Annotated in this window: 19 protein-coding genes, 1 other RNA gene, 1 riboswitch and 1 other annotated feature; all 20 genes read left to right on the forward strand. The window is 37.9% G+C overall.

What is annotated here, in order from left to right:
- Window positions 1-72 precede the first annotated feature (72 nt).
- The 20 genes from rplA to tsaD all read left to right on the forward strand — a co-directional run bounded on the left by rplA (window position 73) and on the right by tsaD (window position 13,626).
- Complete coding sequence (rplA, locus tag EKM68_RS12350; protein WP_125591117.1) at window positions 73-753, forward strand: 50S ribosomal protein L1; 681 nt, start codon at window positions 73-75, stop codon at window positions 751-753.
- A 30-nt stretch (window positions 754-783) separates the two neighbouring features.
- Window positions 784-901 (forward strand) — a sequence feature (ribosomal protein L10 leader region).
- 48 nt (window positions 902-949) lie between these two features.
- On the forward strand, window positions 950-1,456 hold the full coding sequence (gene rplJ, locus EKM68_RS12355; protein ID WP_025023741.1) for a 50S ribosomal protein L10: 507 nt from the start codon (window positions 950-952) through the stop codon (window positions 1,454-1,456).
- A gap of 33 nt (window positions 1,457-1,489) precedes the next feature.
- On the forward strand, window positions 1,490-1,858 hold the full coding sequence (gene rplL, locus EKM68_RS12360) for a 50S ribosomal protein L7/L12 (RefSeq protein ID WP_125591118.1): 369 nt from the start codon (window positions 1,490-1,492) through the stop codon (window positions 1,856-1,858).
- A gap of 91 nt (window positions 1,859-1,949) precedes the next feature.
- A complete protein-coding gene (locus tag EKM68_RS12365; RefSeq protein WP_125591119.1) occupies window positions 1,950-2,552 on the forward strand; it encodes a class I SAM-dependent methyltransferase in 603 nt (200 codons plus the stop codon).
- Between the two features lie 4 nt (window positions 2,553-2,556).
- On the forward strand, window positions 2,557-3,033 hold the full coding sequence (locus EKM68_RS12370) for a nucleoside deaminase (RefSeq protein WP_164509444.1): 477 nt from the start codon (window positions 2,557-2,559) through the stop codon (window positions 3,031-3,033).
- A gap of 43 nt (window positions 3,034-3,076) precedes the next feature.
- An RNA gene (gene ffs / locus EKM68_RS12375) (signal recognition particle sRNA small type) lies at window positions 3,077-3,159 on the forward strand.
- A 127-nt stretch (window positions 3,160-3,286) separates the two neighbouring features.
- The gene (dnaX, locus tag EKM68_RS12380) at window positions 3,287-5,014 is read left to right on the forward strand and encodes a DNA polymerase III subunit gamma/tau (RefSeq protein ID WP_125591120.1); all 1,728 of its coding nucleotides are present in this window, start codon (window positions 3,287-3,289) and stop codon (window positions 5,012-5,014) included.
- Window positions 5,015-5,049: 35 nt separating this feature from the next.
- Window positions 5,050-5,358 carry a YbaB/EbfC family nucleoid-associated protein gene (locus EKM68_RS12385; RefSeq protein ID WP_404810809.1) on the forward strand — a complete coding sequence of 103 codons (309 nt, stop codon included), beginning with the start codon at window positions 5,050-5,052 and terminating at the stop codon, window positions 5,356-5,358.
- A 3-nt stretch (window positions 5,359-5,361) separates the two neighbouring features.
- Window positions 5,362-5,961 carry a recombination mediator RecR gene (recR, locus tag EKM68_RS12390; protein ID WP_125591122.1) on the forward strand — a complete coding sequence of 200 codons (600 nt, stop codon included), beginning with the start codon at window positions 5,362-5,364 and terminating at the stop codon, window positions 5,959-5,961.
- A 1-nt stretch (window position 5,962) separates the two neighbouring features.
- Entirely contained in the window at window positions 5,963-6,250 is a 288-nt protein-coding gene (locus tag EKM68_RS12395) for a YaaL family protein (protein WP_125591123.1), read from the forward strand.
- A 189-nt stretch (window positions 6,251-6,439) separates the two neighbouring features.
- Window positions 6,440-7,090, forward strand: a complete 651-nt coding sequence (tmk, locus tag EKM68_RS12400; RefSeq protein WP_125591124.1) for a dTMP kinase — start codon at window positions 6,440-6,442, stop codon at window positions 7,088-7,090.
- Between the two features lies 1 nt (window position 7,091).
- Window positions 7,092-7,415 (forward strand): cyclic-di-AMP receptor, encoded by a 324-nt coding sequence (locus EKM68_RS12405; protein WP_125591125.1) that lies wholly within the window; start codon window positions 7,092-7,094, stop codon window positions 7,413-7,415.
- Between the two features lie 2 nt (window positions 7,416-7,417).
- Window positions 7,418-8,371: an AAA family ATPase gene (locus EKM68_RS12410; protein WP_125591126.1), complete on the forward strand. Its 954-nt coding sequence runs from the start codon at window positions 7,418-7,420 to the stop codon at window positions 8,369-8,371.
- 11 nt (window positions 8,372-8,382) lie between these two features.
- The gene (locus EKM68_RS12415) at window positions 8,383-8,733 is read left to right on the forward strand and encodes an initiation control protein YabA (RefSeq protein WP_125591127.1); all 351 of its coding nucleotides are present in this window, start codon (window positions 8,383-8,385) and stop codon (window positions 8,731-8,733) included.
- Window positions 8,734-8,750: 17 nt separating this feature from the next.
- Window positions 8,751-9,623: a 16S rRNA (cytidine(1402)-2'-O)-methyltransferase gene (gene rsmI, locus EKM68_RS12420; RefSeq protein WP_125591128.1), complete on the forward strand. Its 873-nt coding sequence runs from the start codon at window positions 8,751-8,753 to the stop codon at window positions 9,621-9,623.
- A gap of 1 nt (window position 9,624) precedes the next feature.
- Window positions 9,625-10,362: an acyl-[acyl-carrier-protein] thioesterase gene (locus EKM68_RS12425; RefSeq protein WP_125591129.1), complete on the forward strand. Its 738-nt coding sequence runs from the start codon at window positions 9,625-9,627 to the stop codon at window positions 10,360-10,362.
- 83 nt (window positions 10,363-10,445) lie between these two features.
- A riboswitch (THF riboswitch) is annotated at window positions 10,446-10,542 on the forward strand.
- Window positions 10,543-10,611: 69 nt separating this feature from the next.
- A complete protein-coding gene (locus tag EKM68_RS12430) occupies window positions 10,612-11,136 on the forward strand; it encodes a folate family ECF transporter S component (protein WP_125591130.1) in 525 nt (174 codons plus the stop codon).
- Window positions 11,137-11,357: 221 nt separating this feature from the next.
- Window positions 11,358-12,080 carry a tRNA (adenosine(37)-N6)-threonylcarbamoyltransferase complex dimerization subunit type 1 TsaB gene (gene tsaB / locus EKM68_RS12435; protein WP_125591131.1) on the forward strand — a complete coding sequence of 241 codons (723 nt, stop codon included), beginning with the start codon at window positions 11,358-11,360 and terminating at the stop codon, window positions 12,078-12,080.
- On the forward strand, window positions 12,064-12,600 hold the full coding sequence (gene rimI / locus EKM68_RS12440) for a ribosomal protein S18-alanine N-acetyltransferase (RefSeq protein ID WP_164509445.1): 537 nt from the start codon (window positions 12,064-12,066) through the stop codon (window positions 12,598-12,600). Before tsaB ends, rimI begins: the two co-directional genes overlap by 17 nt.
- A 9-nt stretch (window positions 12,601-12,609) precedes the next feature.
- A complete protein-coding gene (tsaD, locus tag EKM68_RS12445) occupies window positions 12,610-13,626 on the forward strand; it encodes a tRNA (adenosine(37)-N6)-threonylcarbamoyltransferase complex transferase subunit TsaD (RefSeq protein ID WP_404810810.1) in 1,017 nt (338 codons plus the stop codon).
- Window positions 13,627-13,758 lie beyond the last annotated feature (132 nt).

A 13,758-nucleotide genomic window follows, 5' to 3' on the forward strand; every position in this document is an offset into this window, starting at 1 on the left:
GAATATGAAAATATTCTTAACAAGTGGGAGGGGAAAATCCCCAATAGACCACAAAGCAAGGAGGAACTTAGCATGGCTAAGCATGGAAAAAAATATATTGAAGCTATGAAGCAAGTGGATAAGGATAAGACTTACACTGCTACAGAAGCTGCTGACTTACTAAAAAAAGTAAATTATGCAAAATTTGACGCAACTGTTGAGGTTGCTATTAACTTGGACGTAGATCCAAAACAAGCTGATCAACAAATTCGTGGTGCCCTTGTTCTACCTAACGGAACAGGTAAATCACAAAAAGTTATCGTCTTCGCTGAAGGTGAACAAGCTAAGGCTGCTGAAGCAGCTGGTGCTGACATCGTTGGTTCTGATGATCTTGTTGAAAAGATCCAAGATGGCTGGTTGGACTTTGATGTTGCTGTTGCAACACCACCAATGATGGCTAAAGTTGGACGTTTAGGTCGTGTACTTGGACCTAAAGGTTTGATGCCTAACCCTAAGACAGGTACTGTAACAATGGATGTTACAAAGGCTGTTAATGATGTTAAAGCTGGACAAGTTACTTACCGTGTAGATCCTAACGGATTGATTCACGCACCTATTGGTAAGTTGTCATTCGATACTGACAAGATTGCTGCTAACTTTAACGCATTCTACGAAACTATCGCAAAGGCACGTCCTGCATCATTGAAGGGTAACTATATTGTTAGTGTTAATATGACATCAACATTTGGCCCTGGTCTAAAAATCAACGCTTAATGTTGACTAATAACCAAAATAATGATAATGTACAATAGTTGATTTCTACCGAAGACTCAGGTGATGTGAATCTTAATATCCTGCCGAGGCCAGAAGATTGTTAATTAATCTCTGTGTCTTTCGGACGCAGAGATTTTATTTTTAAGCCGAAATTTGTAGAGTTAACTAAAATAAATTGTGGAGGTGAAACGTAATAATGAAGCAAGAAAAACTATCACAAAAAGAAGCACTCGTTACAGAAGTTGCTGCTAATCTTAAAGGCGCTAAGTCAGTTATCGTTGTTGACTACTTAGGTCTTACAGTTGAACAAGCTACTGCTATGCGTGCTGAATTACGTGAGCAAGGTGCTACTATGCAAGTTATCAAGAACACTGTCTTGAGACGTGCAGCAGAAGAAGCTGGACTTGAAGGTCTAGAAGAATTCTTCGTTGGCCCAACAGCTATCGCTTATTCTGAAGAAGATCCAGTTGCACCTGCTAAAGTTGCTGCTAAGTATGCTAAAGATGTTGAATCCGTTGAAATCAAGGGTGGAATCATCGAAGGCAAAGCTGCTACACTTGAAGAAATTCAAGCACTTGCAACACTACCAAACAGAGATGGCTTGCTATCTATGTTGGTATCTGTATTACAAGCTCCAGTTCGCGACTTCGCATTGGCTGTTAAAGCTGTTGCTGAAAAGAAAGACGACGAACCAGCTGCTTAATTAAAAAACAAACATAATTCGGAGGACATTAAAATGGCTTTAGATACACAAAAGATTATCGATGATTTAAAAGATGCTTCAATTCTAGAACTTAACGACCTTGTTAAGGCTATCGAAGAAGAATTTGACGTTACAGCTGCTGCTCCTGTTGCTGCAGGTGCTGCTGCTGGTGGCGAAGATGCTGCTGAAAAGGATTCATTTGATGTTGAACTTACAGAAGCAGGTCAAGAAAAGGTTAAGGTTATCAAGGAAGTTCGTGGTATCACAGGACTTGGCTTGAAGGACTCAAAAGACCTAGTTGACGGTGCTCCTAAGGTTATCAAGGAAGGCGTTGCTAAGGCTGACGCTGAAGATATGAAGACAAAGCTTGAAGCTGTTGGCGCAACAGTTACATTGAAGTAATAACCTTTTATAAGATTATTATGATAAAATTAATCCTCGTAAGAGGATTTTTTTTTACCCTCATTTTTGCTTTTTTAGAAAGGAAACAAATATGGCTAACCAATATTTTGAAAATTCAGCTGATCTAGAACATGAATTAAAAGACTTTAATTTTACTTTGAGAAATAATAATTTAACTTTCACATCTGATGCAGGAGTATTTTCACGACAGACAATAGATTACGGTTCACGTGTCTTGATCGAGGCAATTAACTTTGATGAAGTTCCTGCGGGGAATATTCTTGATGTTGGCTGTGGATATGGCCCAATCGGATTATCTCTGGCCAAGGAACAAACTAAACGTTCGGTCGATATGACGGATGTTAATTTACGTGCAATTGACCTTGCCAAAAAGAATGCTGAAACTAATCGGATTAAGAATGTAAATATTTTTGAGTCAAATGTTTATGAGAAGATTTCTGAAAAATATGCATTGGTGATATCTAATCCACCTATCAGAGCTGGTAAAAATGTTGTCTCAGGAATTATCAGCGGAGCAAAGGAACACTTAGTTGATAACGGTGAATTGTGGATCGTTATTCAAAAGAAGCAGGGTGCTCCTTCAGCTAAAAAATTGATGGATACAACGTATGGTAATGTGGAAATCGTTACTCGTGAAAAAGGTTATTACATTTTGAGAAGTAAGTTGGTTTAGCTAGATGATTTTTTCAGAAGAACAGATAAATAATTATATGGATGAGGCAATTGGTGAAGCGCTTAAGGCTCAATCACGTGCCGAAGTGCCAATTGGTTGTGTTATTGTGGACAATCAAACAAGCAAGGTCATAGGTCGTGGATCGAATGAACGTGAAGAAACTCAGGACGCTATTAAGCATGCGGAAATCATTGCTATTGAACAAGCGTGTGAATCAGTTGGTAGTTGGCGTCTAGAACACACCAGCCTGTTTGTTACGCTAGAACCATGTCCGATGTGTGCAGGAGCTATCATCAATAGTCGAATTGAAGAAGTCGTTTTTGGTGCTAGTGATCCTAAGGCTGGTTCAGTTGGATCAATTGTTAATTTATTAGCTGAGACACGCTATAATCATCAGCCAGAGGTCCTTGCCAATGTTAAGGAACAAGAAACTGGTGATCTTTTACGTAATTTCTTTAGAGAAATACGTCGTAAAAAGTAGCATTAATTCAAGATTTATAGTATTATAGTTATTGCCGAAAGGCCTTAGGGCAATGGTGCTCTTGTGAATCGTGTCAGGTTCGGAAGAAAGCAGCACTAAGTGAGTTGTACCATGTGCCTTTTGTTATGTATATTAGCCTCCTAATCTTAATTGATTAGGAGTTTTTTTATTTAGAGAGTGGAAAAGTAAAACTGTCAGTTAAAGCTGTTTTTTGTGGTAGAATTTAAGTACTGTGTTAAAGCAAGGAGGAAATATGGCATATCAAGCACTATATCGAGTTTGGCGTCCCCAAACTTTTTCAGATGTAATTGGTCAAAGCGTTATCACACAGACCTTACGTAATGCGGTCGCAAGTAATATGACCAGTCATGCCTATTTATTCAGTGGACCACGTGGTACTGGTAAGACTTCTTGTGCCAAAATTTTGGCGAAAGCTGTTAATTGCTTGAATCCACATGATGGTGAACCTTGTAATGAATGTGAAATCTGCAAGGCAGCCAATGAGAATCGCTTGAATGATGTAATCGAAATCGATGCCGCTTCAAATAATGGTGTTGAGGAGATTCGTGATATTCGTGACAAAGTAAAATATGCTCCAACAGAAGCTAAATTCAAAGTTTATATTATTGATGAAGTTCATATGCTTTCACAAGGTGCATTTAATGCCCTTCTGAAAACACTAGAAGAACCACCAGCTAATGTCATGTTCATCTTGGCAACTACTGAACCTCAAAAAATCCCGGCAACAATTATTTCGAGAACGCAGAGTTTTACTTTTAGAAGAATTTCACGCCAGGATATTTTGGAACGTATGACCTACATCTTGGATGATAAGAACGTTAAGTATGATGAAGAAGCGTTGAACATTATTGCGGCATCTGCCGAAGGTGGAATGCGTGATGCTTTGAGTATTTTGGATCAAGCCTTATCATATGGTGATGATGAGTTGACTTTGAAGAATGCTCAAGAAGTAACTGGTGCGTTGAGTAATGAACAGATTGTGTCTTACATGACGGCGATTGCTGAAAATCGACCAGCTGATGCGTTGACTAGTCTGTATCAAATTCTGGCTAGTGGTCGTTCAGCGATGCGTTTTACTGAAATGATCATCCGTGTCTGTCGTAATTTGATTTTGTACAATTCGAACTCCGATCTCTCACAACAGATGGATAAGTCAGTTATGACCAATGAATTATTGGCAATTGCTGATAAGTTTGATAATACAAGATTGTTCTATATTGTTGATCAAGTTAGTGCCACTCAAAAAAATCTGAAGAATTCTAATCAGACTGATGTTTATATGGAAATTTTGACCGTTAAAATCAGTGAACCAAGAATTGAACAACAAATGTCCGCTGCATCAGTTAAAGAAACAACAGATACACCGGTTGATAATCAACGTGTGGATCAATTAGGCGATGAAATTGCTAATTTAAAACAAGAAATCAAACAATTAGTTGATCAGCCACAGGTTCAAAATAATAGTAACCAAAAGCAAGTTAATAAACCTAAGCGTAATAATAAAAAAGGAACTCATCTTAATAAGACGGCAATTTATCAAGTTTTGGAAAATGCCACTAAGAATGATTTGAATACAGCCAAGGATATTTGGCCTGATCTGATGAGTATGTTGTCGATCACTCAACGTTCAATCATGAGTATCTCTGAACCTGTTGCTGCGTCAGAAGCGGGAATTGTTGTCGCATTTGACTATGAAATGTGGTTTGAGACCGCTCAAGATGGATTTCTAGATGAGTTGACTAATAATGTTGGTAAGTTATTGAAAAAGGATTGCCAAGTTGTTTTGGTACCAAAGGCCCAATGGCCAGAAATTCGTAAAGAATATATTGCAAATAATATTGATTCTGATAAGAGTAAAAATGTAAAATCTAAGTCAGAGCAAAAACAAACTGATCCAACCGTCGATGAAGCACTGAAGTTATTCGGTGATGATGGTGTGGTTGAAGTTAAAGATGATTAAAAGGAGAAATGGTTATGAGTAAAGGAATGCCAAATATGGGTGGAATGGGCGGTAACATGGCCAATCTTATGCGCCAAGCCCAAAAGATGCAAAAAGAAGTCGCTGCTGCACAAGAACAATTGAGTCAAACAGATTATGAGGGACATTCAGTTGATGACTTTGCAGTTGTAAAAATGAATGGTGACAAAAAAGTACTAGATATTAAAATCGATGAAAAGATTATTGATCCTGACGATCCTGATACATTGCAAGATATGCTTATCGACGCATTGAATGATGGTATGGCCAAGGTTGACAAAGATAAAGATGCTAAGCTAGGTAAATATACAAACGGGATGATGTAATCAATGAGATATCCAGAGCCAATTTCAAAATTAATTGATAGTTATATGATGTTGCCAGGAATTGGTCGCAAAACAGCGACAAGAATGGCATTCTTTACATTAGGCATGGATAAAGGTCAAGTGCAAGAATTTGCCGATAATCTCATGTCTGCCAAAACTGATTTGAAGTCCTGCAAGATCTGTGGGAATATTACTACAGATGAAATATGTTCCATCTGTAGTGATAAGAATCGTGATCAGTCGACGATTCTAGTAGTAGAACAGCCAAAAGATATAATGTCATTAGATGATATGAACAGTTACAATGGTTTGTATCATGTGTTGGGTGGAGTATTATCTCCAGTTGATGGAGTCGGTCCTGAAGACTTGAATATCAAATTACTGCTTAATCGTTTGCGTGAGAACAGCAAAGTTCAAGAATTGATTATTGCTACGAATGCAACTCCTGAAGGAGAAGCAACAGCGCAATACTTAGCCAAACTGGTAAAGCCGGCAGGTATAAAAGTAACTAGATTAGCGCATGGATTAGCCGTTGGTTCTGACATTGAATATGCCGACGAGATGACTCTGAAGAGCGCCGTTCTAGGTCGCAGGGAGATCTAACATGTTTGGTAGAAAAAAAGCTAGTGTTGAAAAAATCGAAAACGATCGGTTGATGGATAGCATTCATGACATTCAACGCCAGATCAGTAATGCACAGCATTTGATGAATAATTCACTCGAAATTTCCGATGAGGCACGTTTGAATCTGAGAATAGATCGAGCCAAGTATCAGTTCTTATATTTGGAAGCCAGACGCCGCAAGGCTCAGGCCAAACATACCACTGATATTATTTTTGGTGATGAAGATACATTCTTGAAGCAACCAAGTCGAGCTGAGAAGCATTGGTAGAGAGTGCGGAGAGGTGACGATGAGCATTACCTAGAATAGCGAAGTAATTTGTCATCTCGCAACTCGTTTTAGAATCACAAACCCAAAGTCGTTATCTACCAAAGTAGATATCGGCTTTTTTAATACATGTTTACCCAAACAACAATATCAAGTAAAATAGAATCAATGCATTAAAAGGGAGAATACTAGATGTCAGGGATATTTATATCATTCGAAGGCCCAGATGGGGCTGGAAAAACTACCGCATTAAATGCGCTGGTTCCGTTATTAAAAGAACACACTAATAAAGAAATAGTTGAATCACGTGAACCTGGTGGTAGCGAAATAGCTGAACAAATTAGAAAAATCATTCTAACTGTTCATGATGAAAAAATGGATGATAGAACTGAAGCTCTATTATATGCAGCCGCACGTAGACAGCATGTGGTCGATGTTATTAGACCAACATTGGCTGCTAACAAAGTATTGTTGAGTGATCGTTTTGTCGATAGTTCGATTGCGTATCAAGGTGGCGGCCGTGAAATCGGTACGAAAGAAGTTGCGGAGATCAATGATTTTGCCATTGATGGTACACTGCCAGATTTAACAATTTACTTTGATATTTCGCCAGAGGTAGGTTTATCAAGGATTCGTAAGGATCATGAGGGTGAAATGGATCGCTTGGAGCAAGAGGCACTGAGCTTCCACAAACGTGTTCACGACTCATATCTTGACTTAGTAGAGGCTAATCCTGATAGAATAAAGAGTATCAATGCAGATCAGAAGCCTGAAAAAGTTGTTTCTGATGCATTAGATGTTATTATTAAGAGATTTCCAAATGTATTCAATGGAGGAAAATAAAATGAAAGTTATTTTAGCGATTGTTCAAGACAAAGATAGCCAACAGTTACAAACACACCTCGTAAAAGCTGATTTTCGTGCAACCAGATTACCTTCAACCGGTGGTTTTTTAAAGGCAGGTAACTCAACTTTTATTATTGGTGTGGAAGATGACAAAGTTGATGCTGCACTCGAAGTTATCAAGAAGACTTGTCATACAAGAACACAATTTGTTACTTCAACTTTTGCATTGCCTGAAGCAGCTGGGATCAATGATCCAATCGAAGTTCAAGTCGGGGGAGCTACTTGTTTTATCCTACCTGTGGATAAATTTGTAAGATTTTAAAAATGGAAAATTTAGTAGAAGAGCAGCCTAGAGTACTGCATGAATTTCAAAAAATTATTCAGTCTAATATGTTGTCGCACGCCTATTTGCTTGATAATGCTTCTTCTAAAATCAGACAGCAAGTTGCAATTTGGTTGGCACAAAGCCAGTTTTGTGGGAATTTACAAGATGGGATGCCGGATCAAACTTGTCAAAGATGCCAGACGATTGCGTTGGGGGATAATCCTGATGTGCTGGAAATCAAAACTGAAAAACAAAGTATTGGTGTAGACGATATTAAGTATTTTAAAAAAGAAACTAGTATGACTGCCACACAAGGTAAGCGTCGCATCTTGATTATTGATGAAGCTGAGAAGATGACTAATGCTGCCAGCAATAATCTGTTGAAAACCATTGAAGAGCCAGAAGGTAATTTGATGATTATTCTGCTGGCAAATTCGGCCAAGCAATTGCTTCAAACGATTAGATCACGTGTTCAAATATTTCACTTGTCTAATAAAAGCAATGAAGAAGAAATGGCTAGTTTGGTAGAATTGGGTTATAAGGATGAGCAAGCAAAAACAGCATTAAAGGTCTCTGATATTAAGTTCTTACAAGCGACTAATGGTGAAGATTTTCAAAAACTCTCATCTTCTTTAGTTGTGTGGATGAAAGAATGTAATCAAAAAAAAATAAATAGTTTTATAGATGTACAGACTGATATCATGCCTTTGGTAGAGAATAAGGACCACCAACATTTGGTTTTCGATATGATGAATCAGATGTTTAGTGATATATTATCAATTAGGTACAATTTAGATAAATCACTTCTTATTAAAGAAGATGTTCTTTCAAATAAAAGTATTCAACAGATCGTTAGTTTTTCGGATGAATTATTTAAAGCTGAGGAAATGTGGAAAAGTAATGTAGCATTTCAAGCAATTTTAGAGGATTTGTCATTAAAATTTGTGGGTTAGTAGGTGAAACAATGGCAGAAAAAGATTTGTATGACCAGTTCGAAGCTATCTCTAATCAATTAGGTAGTTTGAGTAGTCAGATCGACGCACTCAAAGAAGAACTATCAAAAGATCTAGAAGAAAAAGAAGAACTGAAGATGGAAAATCATAATCTTCGCAAACAACTTGAGAAATTGGGTTACGAGGATAAAAGTTTCAATGAGAGTGAATTGCCTACTTCACGCTTGAACTTAGAAAAGCTGTATCATAAAGGCTTTCACGTGTGCCAACAATTTTATGGTTCTCATCGTAAAGAAAATGAAGAATGTGTATTCTGTCTCGGGGTAATTTACGGAAATCACAGTAAACCAAATAAAAAATAAACAAGGGAGCATTTTGAATGAATGAACAAAGGAGTTTTGTTAATAATTCGAAGGGCTGCCTTTTTTTAGTGCCAACACCAATTGGTAACTTGGACGACATGACCTTTCGAGCAGTCAAAACTTTGCAGGATGCAGATTTAGTCGCAGCTGAAGATACTAGAAACACAAAATATTTACTGAATCATTTTGATATAACCACTGATTTGATTAGTTTCCATGAGCACAATACGGCTCAACGAATCCCAGAACTGATCGATAAACTAAATAATGGAATCAACATTGCTCAAGTTAGTGATGCGGGAACACCATCTATCAGTGATCCTGGCAAAGAACTGGTTAAAGCAGCTATTGAAGCCGATATAGCTGTTATTCCATTGCCTGGTGCAAGTGCCTCAACTACAGCATTGATCGCCTCAGGAATTGAACCACAGCCATTCTACTTCTATGGTTTCTTGCCACGTAAGGGTAAGGAACGTACTGAAGCGTTGGAGAATTTGGCACAACGTGCTGAAACTTCGATTATTTATGAATCACCATATCGTGTAGTCAAAACGGTTGATGATTTGAGAAAATATTTTGGTGGTGACCGCAGAGTAACCTTGGCACGTGAATTAACTAAGATCCATGAGGCTTTCCTTAGGGGAACAATCGATCAAGTTATAGAATATTATCAAGAAAATGATCCAAAGGGTGAATACGTCTTGATTTTGGCAGGCAAGGAAATCGAAGAAATTGATGATATGTCTGACTCTGAGATTATTAATTCAATTGATCTGTTGATACAATCAGGAGAGAAGCCTAACAAGGCCATCAAAGAAGTTGCCACTCAAAATGATTTACGTAAACAAATTGTTTACAATCTATACCATGGAATTGGAAAGGAAGAATAAATTGACAGAACAAATTTACTCTCAAGAAATAGAATTTCCATTTTATTTTGCAAATTTAACAGGCGATATGCGCCTATCATCGTTGGTTGATGCAATGTTATTGATATCTGAGAAGCAACTACATGAATCAGATTCAGACAGTTCAGAAATGGTACAACGTGGTCTTGGCTGGGTCGTTGTCCAATATCACATGGATATTAAGAAGATGCCAACACTTGGCCAGAAGTTAAAGGTCAGCACACGTGCAACTAGTTATAATAAATACTTCTTCTATCGTGACTTTTGGATAGACGATCTAGAGGGCAATCGCATGGTCGATCTTTCAAGTGCCTTCGTTATTATCGACGTTAAAGCTCGTAAAATGGTTAGTGCAGCTGAACAGTTGACGGATGTTTTTGGTGCTGAGGAAATTACTAAGATCAAACGTTTTGCTAGATTACGTGAGCCTAAAGATTATGACGTCAAGACAGACCAACATATCGGTTATTACAATATCGATGTCAACCGTCACGTGAATAATTCATATTACTTCGACTGGATGGTTGATTCATTAGGAATTGAATTTGTTGAAAAACATCGGGCTAAGAGTATGGATATTAAATATGATAAAGAATTGAATATTCATAGTGAGCCTGAAGTATATGCAAAAATAGATTCTGATAATTTAGTTACGACACATTGGATCAAGAGCGACGGTGAATTGAATGCTGTTGCGCAGATTACGTGGGAAGAAAAATAATTATGATTTCGTATGAAAAAGGTTATGAGCAAAATCGATAGATGCTAAGTGGGACTTGTGGTAATATGTTCAAGTAAAATATTTTTGGGGTAGGATTCAAAGCGTAAAGTGCCGGCGGAACGGAATGTGAACACCGGACGAAGAGCTATTGCTTGCGATTTTGTTTCCGCATTCGTCACTTTATATAGTTAGTTAATTTTATTAGCCTCTAGTTATATGCTGTGGCAGCTCCTACAAGGAGATGTCGTTATGAATACGAACAGTCGTGTTATCAGTGTCCACGAAATGACGTGGATGGCTTTATTAATTGCAATGCAGATGGTGTTGAGTAAGTTGTCGATAGGTAGCAATACCTTGAAGGTCGGATTCAGCTTCATTGCAATAGGACTAATGGGATATTACTTCGGACCGTATAAGGCAGCAATTGCTAATGTGATTGCCGATATTATCAGTAACGTTGTAATGCCAGCACCCGGAGGTTTCTTCTGGGGCTTTACATTTTCAGCGTTAGTAGCAGGTCTTATCTATGGTTTTGTACTATATAATCATAAGGTAACAATCTTGAGAACTTTTATAGCGATATTATTAATCACAGTAATCGTCAATACAGGATTGAATACACTGTGGATTCAAATGATGACTAATTTGCCATATTGGACATTATTAGTTCCAAGGATCGTCAAGGAACTATTTAGCTTAGTTTATCAAACCGGATTGTTATACTTGGTTCTTAAATGGATCAGTAATTCGAGATTTAACAGAATCGGCCGTTAGTGGTCGATTTTTTTTGTTCAGTATTTACCCGTTTTTCTCCACTCTCTATTCAAAACGAGTTCCGAAAAACAAATGCCTCCGCTTAGCTACGATTAAGAAAGGATGCACAAAATCGCATCAATTCTTAATCTAGGCTATGCTCAACATTTACCCGTTTTTCTCCACTCTCTGTAAAATCTAATTATGTGGTAAAATATTCCTATTAAGATCGAGGGGATTATATGAAAATTTTAGCTTTTGATACATCGAACAAGCCGCTAAGTGTTGCGGTTGTTGAAGATGGTAAGGTTCTCGCACATGTCGAATCTTCTGAGAATAAGACTCACAGTGTTACACTCTTGCCTGATATTAAAAATTCATTGGCAGATGCCAGTCTTTCAGTGAATGATATAGATCGGATAGCTGTCGCTGATGGCCCTGGTTCTTATACTGGAGTTAGAATAGCTGTTACAGTTGCCAAAACATTGGCATTTACTTTGAATAAACCACTTGTTGGTATTTCTAGCTTGAAATTACTTGCCGCTGATGGTGGGAATGAGCAATTCTTAATACCATTAATGGATGCTAGAAATGATAATGCCTATGCTGGTGTGTATTCTAGTAAAAATGGAAAGCTAGTTAACGTAATCGATGATCAACATATTACAATGGCTAAGTTACTTGAGCTATTGCAAGATTACGATGAAGATAAACTAGAATTCATTAATGCCACTCAAAAATTAACCGATTTGATAAGAGAAAAATATCCGCATGCCAAAATAATGTCAGCGGAAGACAGTCTTCCGGACGCTACAAAATTGGCCAAGTTAGCTGAACAAGCTGAACCTGTTAAGGATATTGATAGCTTTGTACCAACGTATTTGCGTTTAACACAGGCGGAACACGATTGGTATGAAAAAGGTCATAAGGATGACGGAAATATTTCCTATGTTGAGGAAGTTTAAAGAAACACTTTGGCCAACAGGACATGTAGAAAAATATCCCTTTGAGCAACAGTCGGTTAGTATTGATGGTAGAAACTTCATTTTACGCAAATCAGATTCAAACGATACTGGCAGTTTTATGAGTATTCAAGAAACGATTTACTCGAAGCCGGTTCCGTGGCCAGCTGATATTGTCGATATGGAGTTGAGAAATAAAAATGCTTTGTACTTGTCACTAATAGAAAATAACGTCTGTGTGGCATTTATTGGAGTGTCCTTGAAAAATAAAAACGAAGCTCATATTACTAACGTTGCCGTCATGCCAGACTTGCAACACTTGGGAATCGGACACTTGTTCTTGAATCAAGTGTTTGACTATTGTCGCAAATATGAGTTTTTGTCCCTTTCACTTGAAGCAGACATTGAGAACGAATCCGCAATCAGTCTTTATCGAGCATTTGGGTTCAAAACTAGAACTATTCATGAGAAGTATTACTTTAGAAATCACCATGATGCATTAGAGATGGTGGTGGATCTGTAGGTGGAAGAAATTTTGAAAAAAGATACATTGATAATGTCGTTTGAGAGTAGCTGTGACGAGACAAGTGTGGCTGTGATCAAGAACGGTAAAGAAATACTATCAAATATAATTGCTACACAAATCAAGAGTCATCAGCGATTCGGTGGCGTTGTGCCAGAAGTTGCTAGTCGTCATCATGTGGAAGAAATTACACGCTGTATTAAATTAGCGATGGACGAAGCCAAAGTAACTTACGATGATATCGATGCAGTTGCCGTTACATACGGACCAGGATTGGTTGGTTCATTGTTGATCGGTATCATGGCTGCTAAAACAGTTGCCTTCGCACATGATTTGCCATTGATCAAAGTAAATCATTTGGCTGGACATATTTATTCAGCTAACTTCGTAACTGATTTGAAATATCCATTCATGGCATTGTTAGTTTCAGGTGGACATACAGAATTGGTTCTAGTTACAGCGCCAGGTGAGTTCCATACGCTTGGTGATACTCGTGATGATGCAGTGGGCGAGGCCTATGACAAAATTGGTCGTATATTGGGAATCAACTATCCAGCCGGTAAACAAGTTGACCAAATGGCCGCTGTTGGTAATGATGTCTTTAACTTCCCACGTGCTATGGTGCAAGAGGATAACCTGGACTTCAGCTTTAGTGGTTTGAAGAGTGCCTTCATCAATCGTGTTCATCACGCCGATCAAGTGCATGAAGACTTGAGTAAAGATGATTTGGCTGCTAGTTTCCAAGGCGCTGTTTTGGATATCTTGAGTAACAAAACCTTCCGGGCTTTGAAACAACATCCAGTTAACCAGTTAGTAGTTGCCGGTGGAGTTGCCGCCAACCAGGGACTTCGTAAGAGATTAAAAGAAGAAATTGAAAAGCGTAACATGGATATGGAACTCATATTCCCACCACTTAGACTTTGTGGTGATAATGCTGCGATGATTGGTGCAATTGCTCAGATTCAATTTGAGAAGGGCGATTTTGCTGATTTGAGTTTGAATTCTGATCCTAGTTTGGATTTTTAAATTAAAATTAAAGAGCTAATATACTGAAATTGTTTCTCAGTATATTAGCTCTTTTGGCTCTTTGTCAAATAGTATTGATGAATAACTTTTAACCATAGGCATCCTCATTGAGGATGCCTATTTTCATGCACA

The organism is Companilactobacillus jidongensis (assembly GCF_003946575.1).
Lineage (GTDB): Bacteria > Bacillota > Bacilli > Lactobacillales > Lactobacillaceae > Companilactobacillus > Companilactobacillus jidongensis.